At 29.6% G+C, this 6561-nt stretch carries 7 protein-coding genes; all 7 read left to right on the forward strand.

Annotated features, from left to right (window positions below):
* On the forward strand, window positions 1-239 hold a 239-nt coding region (locus RSF37_RS11765), incomplete at its 5' end, for an LPXTG cell wall anchor domain-containing protein (RefSeq protein ID WP_332564596.1).
* A 133-nt stretch (window positions 240-372) separates the two neighbouring features.
* Window positions 373-1089 carry a Crp/Fnr family transcriptional regulator gene (locus tag RSF37_RS11770; protein ID WP_332564609.1) on the forward strand — a complete coding sequence of 239 codons (717 nt, stop codon included), beginning with the start codon at window positions 373-375 and terminating at the stop codon, window positions 1087-1089.
* 148 nt (window positions 1090-1237) lie between these two features.
* Window positions 1238-1993 (forward strand): DUF438 domain-containing protein, encoded by a 756-nt coding sequence (locus RSF37_RS11775; protein WP_332564597.1) that lies wholly within the window; start codon window positions 1238-1240, stop codon window positions 1991-1993.
* 147 nt (window positions 1994-2140) lie between these two features.
* On the forward strand, window positions 2141-3793 hold the full coding sequence (gene hcp / locus RSF37_RS11780) for a hydroxylamine reductase (RefSeq protein ID WP_332564598.1): 1653 nt from the start codon (window positions 2141-2143) through the stop codon (window positions 3791-3793).
* A 154-nt stretch (window positions 3794-3947) separates the two neighbouring features.
* Window positions 3948-4703 carry a MurR/RpiR family transcriptional regulator gene (locus RSF37_RS11785; protein WP_332564599.1) on the forward strand — a complete coding sequence of 252 codons (756 nt, stop codon included), beginning with the start codon at window positions 3948-3950 and terminating at the stop codon, window positions 4701-4703.
* Window positions 4704-5145: 442 nt separating this feature from the next.
* Window positions 5146-6159: a putrescine carbamoyltransferase gene (gene ptcA, locus RSF37_RS11790; protein WP_332564600.1), complete on the forward strand. Its 1014-nt coding sequence runs from the start codon at window positions 5146-5148 to the stop codon at window positions 6157-6159.
* Window positions 6160-6184: 25 nt separating this feature from the next.
* Window positions 6185-6561: agmatine deiminase family protein (locus RSF37_RS11795; RefSeq protein ID WP_332564601.1), on the forward strand; the 377-nt coding region annotated here is incomplete at its 3' end.

Below are 6561 nucleotides of genomic sequence, written 5' to 3' on the forward strand. Positions count from 1 at the left end.
AGGTTCCAGAGGTTCCAGAGGTTCCAGAGGTTCCAGAGGTTCCAGAGGTTCCAGAGGTTCCAGAAGTACCAGAAGTACCAGAAAGTCCAGCTGGGGATAAACCAGTTGTTCTAGAAAAAGAAGACAAACTAGAAAAAGACAAAATACCAGCAACAGGTAGAACAGGAACATCTTCAGTAGTAGGTATATTTAGTTTACTTGGTGGAATAGCACTTATATTTGGAAAGAAAAGAAATTAAAAGAATATTTTAAAAATGATTGAGTAGAGAGGGATTTAATAAATCCTTCACACCTCAGTCATTTTTTTTATGTGTACAATCGTGTTATTATATAGAATATAGGTAAAATAAGGTTAAAAGGTGGGAATATATGATGGCAGAAACGTGTATTTGTAAAGACTGTAATGGAGGCAAATCATTATGTGCAAGGAATGTTTCCATATTTGCTTCTTTGACGGACAAGGAGCTTAAGGATATTGTAAGTACAGCAATACGGAGAGAGTACATAAAAGGTGAAACAATATGTAGAGAAGGGGAAACATTAGACAATTTATTACTTATAAGAGATGGTAAAATAAAAGTTTCTAAAGTTACTAAAGATGGTAAAGAACAGATATTACATATTTTAGCTACGGGGGATTTCTTAGGTGAGGCGAATTTATTTAATGATGAAGCAAGTAGATTTACTGTAACTGCAATAACTAATGTGAAGATTTGTATAATATCTAAGGAAAATCTAGAAGAAATATTATTAAAAAATCCAAGAATTGCACTTAAAATAATAAAAGAAATAAGTAAAAAATTAAGTGAGACTGAAGATTTAGCTAAAGTACTAGCAACTAGAGATGTTGAGTCAAGGGTAGCTAGTATGTTAGTTGAGTTTTCAGTTAAGTATGGAAAAGAAATAGATAATGAGACGTTAATACAGTTACCTATAAATAGAGAAGATATGGCAAACTATTGTGGAGTAACTAGGGAAACAATAAGTAGAAAACTTTCTAAATTTGAAAGTGAAAAAATTATTACTGTGCAAGGTAATAAAGTAATTATTGTTACGAATTTAGAAAAATTAAGAGGCTTATCAGAGTAATTTTAAATAAGGCTAATATAGGTTAAAAGGATTATCAAATTTTGATAATCCTTTTTTTATGTAACATTAGTTACAGATAAATTTAATTCAGAGTAATATACTATGGATTATAAAGAAAAGCATAATATGAAAAAAGGGGAGATTAAATATGGAACAAAAGAGAATTAATGAATTAACAACTGTTTTAAGAAAACTTAACTCAGGAAACATATCAGAGGAACTAAGAAAAGAAGCACTAGAAATAGTTAAAAATATAGATCCAATAGAATTATCTATTGCAGAACAAAACTTAATTGATGAGGGAATGAATCCACATGATTTAAGACACCTATGTGATATACATATGGAAGTATTAAAAGATGAGTTAGATAAAATAAAAAATAAATTAGAAACAGGACATGTAGTAAATACCCTTATAGTTGAACACGATAAAATATTAGAATTTTTATCAAAATTAGAAAAATTAAATAGTGAAGTACAACTATTAGATAAGTTAGATAGTAAGTATATAAACGAACTTCAAAATACTATAGATAAAATATTAGATGCAGAAAAGCACCATAAAAGGGAAGAAGACGTTCTGTTTAAAGAGTTAGAGCTAAATGATATAACAGGTCCAACAAGAATAATGAGAATGGAACATGATGATTTAAGGATAAAGAAGAGGGAATTAAAAGAACTACTAAATTGTGCAAATTATATAGGGTTCGGAGACTTTAAAGAAAGACTACAATCTTTAACAGAATACTTAGTATTTAACTTAAGAGATCACATATTTAAAGAAAATACAATATTATATCCAACAGCAATAGATAGTATAAATGATGAAGAAAAATGGAATTATATGAGGAAAAAATGTGATGAAATAGGATACTGTAGTTTTACTCCAGAAGAAATACTATAAAAATAAAAAAATTATGTACGTAACATTAGTTACAGAGGAATTTAAATCAGAGTAGTATACTCAATATTGTAAGAGGGGCGAAGCTCACAAAGAAAAAGAATAAATAAATTAAGAATATAAATATAAGAAATTTAGGAGGAATATAATATGTCAATGTTTTGTTTTCAATGTCAAGAAACAGCAGGATGTAAAGGCTGTACGGTAAGAGGAGTTTGTGGAAAAACTGAGGATGTAGCAAAGATCCAAGATCTTTTAGTATATGTTACAAAGGGATTATCAACAGTAGTTGTTGAGGGAAGAAAAGTTGGAATAATTAGTGCAAAAGCTAATAAGTACATAACAGAAAACTTATTTATAACAATAACAAATGCTAACTTTGACTTTAAGGCAATTGAAGCTAGAGTAATAGAAACATTAGCTTTAAGAGATGAATTAAAGAAAGAAGTAGAACAAGCTTTAGGAAATCCAATAGGACAAGACTTCAGAGGATGTGCAACTTGGACTGCAAACACAGAAGAAGAAATGATGCAAAAAGCTTCAGAAGAAGGAGTATTATCTACAACTAATGAAGATGTAAGAAGTTTAAGAGAGCTTATAGTTTATGGACTAAAAGGTATGTCAGCTTACATGAAACATGCAATGAACTTAGGCTATGATAAAGAAGAAGTACATGCTTTCATGGCAGAAGCATTAGTTAAAACTTTAGATGATTCATTAACAGCTGATGAGTTAACAGCATTAGCATTAGAAACAGGTAAGTTTGGTGTAGATGGAATGGCATTATTAGATGCTGCAAATACTGGAACTTATGGCCATCCAGAAATAACAAAAGTTGATATCGGAGTAAGAAATAACCCAGGTATATTAATATCAGGTCATGACTTAAAAGATTTAGAAATGTTATTAGAACAAACAGAAGGAACAGGGGTAGACGTTTATACTCACGGTGAAATGCTTGCTGGACAATACTATCCAGAATTTAAGAAATATGATCATTTCGCAGGTAACTACGGAAATGCTTGGTGGTTACAAAACAAGGAATTCGCTTCATTTAATGGACCAATTTTAATGACAACTAACTGCATTACACCGGTTCAAGATTCATATAGAGATAGAATATTTACAACAGGAGCTGTTGGATACGAAGGATGTACTCATATAGCAACTGATGAAAATGGACATAAGGATTTCTCTAAGTTAATAGAATTAGCTAAGAAGTGTGATGCTCCAACTGAAATAGAAAAAGGAGAAATCGTTGGTGGATTTGCTCATAATCAAGTTCTAGCATTAGCAGATCAAGTTGTTGATGCAGTTAAGACTGGAGCAATTAAGAGATTCTTCGTAATGGCAGGATGTGATGGTAGAGCAAAATCAAGAAATTACTACACAGAATTTGCTGAAAAGTTACCAAAGGATGCTGTAATATTAACAGCTGGATGTGCTAAATATAAATACAATAAGTTAAACCTTGGAGATATTAACGGAATTCCAAGAGTATTAGATGCTGGTCAATGTAATGACTCTTACTCATTAGTAGTAATAGCATTAAAATTACAAGAAGTATTTGGTTTAGATAACGTAAATGATTTACCAATATCATATAATATAGCTTGGTATGAACAAAAAGCTGTAATAGTATTATTATCATTATTACACTTAGGTGTTAAGAACATTCACTTAGGACCAACATTACCTGCATTCCTTTCACCAAATGTAGCTAAAGTTTTAGTTGATAACTTTGGAATTGGTGGAATATCAAATGTAGAAGATGATATGAAAATGTTCTACGGAGAAGAATAATTAGAATAAAATAATACACAACATTAGGTAGTATGCACATTTAGGGCATACTACCTTTTTTGAATATTTTATTTATTTACATTTAAAAAGGTGTTAAAATATATATAATTGCAAAAAAGAATAATTTTCCCAAAGACAGGAGGAGGAGGCATATATGAAAACTGATTTTTTTGAATTTGTAAATAATAAAATAAGTACGCTTAATAAGACGGAAAAGAAGATATTCGACTATATAGTCAAAAACATGTGTACAGTAAAGGGTATGAGTATACGGAAACTATCAAAGGAATGTTACGTGTCAACAACGACAATGTTTAGATTTGTAAAAAAGCTTGGATTTACAGGATATAATGAATTCATATCAACTCTTAGAATCACAGAGAGCACACCTAATAAAGCAGTAATCCCCAAAGTAATAAAAACTAAAAATTATAAAGAAGAGTATTTAAAAAATATAATAGAATCTGTAAGGGTAATGAGCAATGAAAACTCAGATAAATTCATAAGTCTTTTAAAGGACAAGCCTAAAATATACATATTTGGACACGGATTAACTTTTCAAGTTGTTGGATACATTCATTATTTATTTATATCAATGGGATATGAAACAATAATAGTAAATAGAGATTATGAGAATAAGATGATTGTTGAAAAAATAACGCCAGCTGATGTAGTAATGATATTATCTTATAGTGGTGAAAATGATGAAACAATAAAAAATTTAGAAAGTATAAGGTTAAAAAATAATAATATTGTATCAATAACAAGAGCAGATAATAATATTATTCAAAGCTTAAGTGATATAAACTTTTATATATTTTCAGATAATATTGCTGGAATTGAAAACGATATAAGTTCAAGAATAAGTATGATAGCAATAATAGAAACACTTTTATATAAAATAATATAAAAAAATTAAGGCGTGATTATAAAAAAATCACGCCTTAATTATTCAATTTGACTAAAAAAGTGTTTCTATGCTTACGTAATGCTAAACTTTATTAAATTGTAGTTAAGAATAGAAACATTAAAAAGTAAGTAAATAAGCTATATGAAACAGCTGTTAACATAAAAGGAACATCTGTAACAAAAATGAGCATATTCGTTACGCAATTTATAAAAAAATCAATAATCACATTAAAATACATATTTAAAAATAGAAAAAGTGAACAAAATTAATGAAAACGTTACCTAAAAATGAACGAAATACAAAAAATTGACTCTCGTTTCTAAAGAGCCAAAGTATATAGAATACTAAAAAAAACTCTGATAAGATAAACGTAAATCAAATAAAACTTTAAAAATCATGAACATAAAAAAATATATTAGGGTAAATTTAGGAGGTAATAAAAATGGCAAGAATTAAAGATTTCGTAAATACTAACGAATTAACAAGAGAGGAAATACTTGATATTATCAAGCTTGGTATAACTTTAAAGGAATGCATAAATAAAGGATATTATCCTCAATTACTTAAAAATAAAGTATTAGGAATGATTTTTGAACAATCATCAACAAGAACAAGAGTTTCTTTTGAAACTGCAATGGCTCAATTAGGTGGACATGCTCAGTACTTAGCACCTGGGCAAATTCAATTAGGTGGACATGAAACAATTGAAGATACAGGAAGGGTTCTTTCAAAATTAGTTGATATATTAATGGCAAGAGTTGAAAGACATAAAACAATTGTTGATCTTGCAAATAGTGCATCAATACCAGTATTAAATGGTATGTCTGATTATAATCACCCAACTCAAGAAATTGGGGATGCAATAACAATGGTTGAAAACTTACCAGAAGGTAAAAATATAGAAGATTGTAAGCTTGTATTTGTTGGAGATGCAACTCAAGTATGTAGATCACTATTATTTTTAGCTACAAAATTAGGTATGAGATTTGTTCAATTTGGACCTAAAGGATTCCAATTAAAAGGCGATGATTTAAAAATAGCAGAAGAAAATTGTAAAGTATCAGGAGGTAGCTTCTTAATTACTGAGGATGTTGAAGAAGCTATGAAAGATGCGGACTTTATCTATACAGATGTATGGTATGGATTATACGAAGCAGAGCTTTCAGAGGAAGAAAGAATGAGAGTATTTATGCCAAAATATCAAGTTAATATGGAGCTTATGGCTAAAGCTAATAAAGGAGCTAAATTCTTACACTGTCTTCCAGCTACAAGAAATGAAGAAGTAACAGATGAAGTTTTAGATTCAGATATTTCTCTAGCTTGGGATGAAGCAGGAAATAGATTAACTGCTCAAAGAGCATTACTTGTATACTTCTTAAATCCAGAAGCAGCTAAAGAATATAATGTTGAAAATTGTAAAAATGAACTTAATAAAGTTCTATCAGAAATATTTTAATTAAGTATGAAAGGAAGCGTATGTTATGAAAACGTTAAACACAACTCCTAAAAAAGATGGATTTAGAATGCCTGGTGAATTTGAAAAGCATGATGGATGTTTTATGATATGGCCACAAAGACCAGATAATTGGAGACTTGGTGGTAAGCCAGCACAAGAAGCATTTTCAAATGTTGCTAAAGCGATTAGTGAATTTGAACCAGTAACTGTACTTGTAAATGCTAACCAGTACAATAATGCAAGACATATGCTAGAAGATAATATTAGAGTAATTGAAATGTCAAGCGATGACTCATGGGTTAGAGATTGTGGTGCGACATTTGTTAATAATGGAAAAGAAGTTAGAGGTGTTGATTGGGAATTTAATGCTTGGGGAGGATTAGTAGATGGATTATACTTCCC

Source organism: Clostridium sp. (assembly GCF_036643715.1).
In the GTDB taxonomy this organism is placed as follows: domain Bacteria; phylum Bacillota; class Clostridia; order Clostridiales; family Clostridiaceae; genus Clostridium.

What these genes read in the sequence shown, in the direction of transcription:
- RSF37_RS11785 (WP_332564599.1), top strand. Translation starts at nt 3,948, where the DNA reads ATGAAAACTGATTTTTTTGAATTTGTAAATAATAAAATAAGTACGCTT.
- RSF37_RS11775 (WP_332564597.1), top strand. Translation starts at nt 1,238, where the DNA reads ATGGAACAAAAGAGAATTAATGAATTAACAACTGTTTTAAGAAAACTT.
- ptcA (WP_332564600.1), top strand. Translation starts at nt 5,146, where the DNA reads ATGGCAAGAATTAAAGATTTCGTAAATACTAACGAATTAACAAGAGAG.
- hcp (WP_332564598.1), top strand. Translation starts at nt 2,141, where the DNA reads ATGTCAATGTTTTGTTTTCAATGTCAAGAAACAGCAGGATGTAAAGGC.
- RSF37_RS11770 (WP_332564609.1), top strand. Translation starts at nt 373, where the DNA reads ATGGCAGAAACGTGTATTTGTAAAGACTGTAATGGAGGCAAATCATTA.